This window comes from Exiguobacterium sp. UBA6282 (genome assembly GCF_002440475.1).
Classification (GTDB): Bacteria; Bacillota; Bacilli; order Exiguobacteriales; family Exiguobacteriaceae; genus Exiguobacterium_A.
This window is the reverse complement of sequence record NZ_DJUM01000032.1, coordinates 1,494-2,883: the sequence shown is the minus strand read 5'-3', so window position 1 is coordinate 2,883 and position 1,390 is coordinate 1,494. Positions and strand designations below refer to the sequence as shown.

Sequence of the window (1,390 nt, the reverse complement as noted above, 5' to 3'; positions counted from 1 at the left end):
GTTAGTTGTTCCAATGCACGATCGGATTGTTTGGACGCTTGTAGAACATCCGTGTCCTCATTCAATGATGAAAAATAATAGCGTGTCACTTCTTGTTCAGCATGATTAAATGGTGTCACTTCAGCAATCGTTTTTCCTGATGCTTTGAAGCGATAACCTTCTTCGAGTGTTTTCATCAAATGTTGACATGCGACGATCAATGCTAATAACCCGATGATCGCAATCATCCATGAGAACGTTTTATAGTAGGAGCGTCTTCGAAAAGCTTCTACGATGAAGACTGGTGATAAACGTCGCAACACATCGTCCTCCCTAAATTGTCATTATGTTTCTATATCGTCGTCTCATACCGTTTCCTGAAGTCGTTTTGGGTCAATAAAAAGCACGTCTTCCCACATTTCTGCGAAAATAAGTGCTTTTTTTACTAGTTTTATTCTTTTTTAATAACTGACGTTCTCACGCGCTACTTTTTTAGCAAAATAATCGATGATGTCACGTCGTCGGATAATCCCGATGAAATGTCTTCCGTCATCGATGACGGGTACGAAATTTTGATCCGTGATGACTTCAATCATCTCTTCCATTTGCGCTGTGATCGAGACCGGTTTATAACGGACGCGTTGTTTGATATCGGTTAAACGTGTCTGCAAGACATGGTCATAATCGGCATGCTCGAGATTTGCTTCGAGCGCCCACAAGACATCGCCTTCTGTCAGCGTTCCTGCGTATTTCCCTTTATTATCAACGAGTGGGACTGACGTAAAACGATGATGTTTCATCTTTTCTAGTGCTTGTCTGACCGTTGACTCAGGATCTAAATATTTCACCTCATCTTTAGGTAATAAGAAAAAAGCAATATTCATTTCTGTTCCTCCCTAGCCACTCTGTGACACCCTTTTCATTTTATCATGAACCCTGCTCCGATTCATTTCTCAAATGATGAAAATCTCTACATAATTCCTTCATATTTGGTCATACTATTCCGATATTCCAAGTAGACAGAATTTAAAGACTATTTAGTTAGGAGAATACATATGCGCCTCCCGATCACGCGTCGCCTGTTCATCGGGCTTATTTTATTGCCCGCTCTCACTCTCGGTGCCTCGACCTGGTTTTCTTATGATCAGACGAGCCAAACCGTCGATCAGCTTGTAGACTCGACGTCACAAACCGCTTTGAAGCAACTCGAACAATCCTTTACACGAATCATTGATGATACGAAGAAGGATACGACCTTACTCGCAGGTCTTCCGTTCAACCGAGCGGACGGCGCTTTACCGAACTACACGGATCAAACGAAACAACCCGATCCGGCTACTCCTCCGACGCAAAAAGCGAGCGATATCTATAGCGTCCTAGAAAAGTACGGTTCATCGAAAATCGAAAACTC

1 protein-coding gene and 2 pseudogenes are annotated in these 1,390 nt (G+C 42.5%); 1 reads left to right on the top strand and 2 read right to left on the bottom strand.

The window, feature by feature from the left end; genetic code table 11:
• Together B2751_RS09835 and B2751_RS09830 are read right to left on the bottom strand one after the other, a co-directional pair.
• Window positions 1-299: pseudogene (locus B2751_RS09835) on the bottom strand (bifunctional diguanylate cyclase/phosphodiesterase); the annotation flags it as partial.
• 141 nt (window positions 300-440) lie between these two features.
• Window positions 441-863 carry a CBS domain-containing protein gene (locus B2751_RS09830; protein WP_035410212.1) on the bottom strand — a complete coding sequence of 141 codons (423 nt, stop codon included), beginning with the start codon at window positions 861-863 and terminating at the stop codon, window positions 441-443.
• Between the two features lie 171 nt (window positions 864-1,034).
• Between B2751_RS09830 and B2751_RS09825 the strand changes: the two are divergent.
• A pseudogene (locus B2751_RS09825) lies at window positions 1,035-1,390 on the top strand (methyl-accepting chemotaxis protein); the annotation flags it as partial.